The organism is Mesorhizobium sp. CNPSo 4671 (assembly GCF_057784245.1).
Genome location: NZ_JBWLUW010000091.1, coordinates 1 through 401 on the forward strand (window position 1 = coordinate 1; position 401 = coordinate 401).

The 401-nt window shown below is 61.6% G+C and carries 1 pseudogene; it reads left to right on the forward strand.

Annotation, left to right across the window (positions count from 1 at the left end):
* A pseudogene (locus tag AC04SF_RS37515) lies at positions 1–401 on the forward strand (glutamine--fructose-6-phosphate transaminase (isomerizing)); the annotation flags it as partial.

Sequence of the window (401 nt, forward strand, 5' to 3'; positions counted from 1 at the left end):
TTCTTGGGCTCGGACGCCATCGCGCTGGCGCCGTTCACCAATTCCATCACCTATCTCGAAGACGGCGACTGGGCGGTGGTGCGCCGCGACAGCGTCGCCATCTTCGACATTGACGGCAAGAAGGTCGAGCGCAAGCGCCAGCAGTCGCTGTCGACCTCCTTCATGGTCGACAAGGGCAACCGGCGGCATTTCATGGAGAAGGAAATCCATGAACAGCCGGAAGTGATCTCGCACACGCTGGCGCATTATGTCGATTTTGTCTCCGGCGTCTCGAAGCCGCTCGACCTGCCATTCGACTTCGCCAAGATCGGCCGGCTGGCGATCTCGGCCTGCGGCACCGCCTATCTCGCCGGCCTGATCGGCAAATACTGGTTCGAGCGCTATGCAAGGCTGCCGGTCGA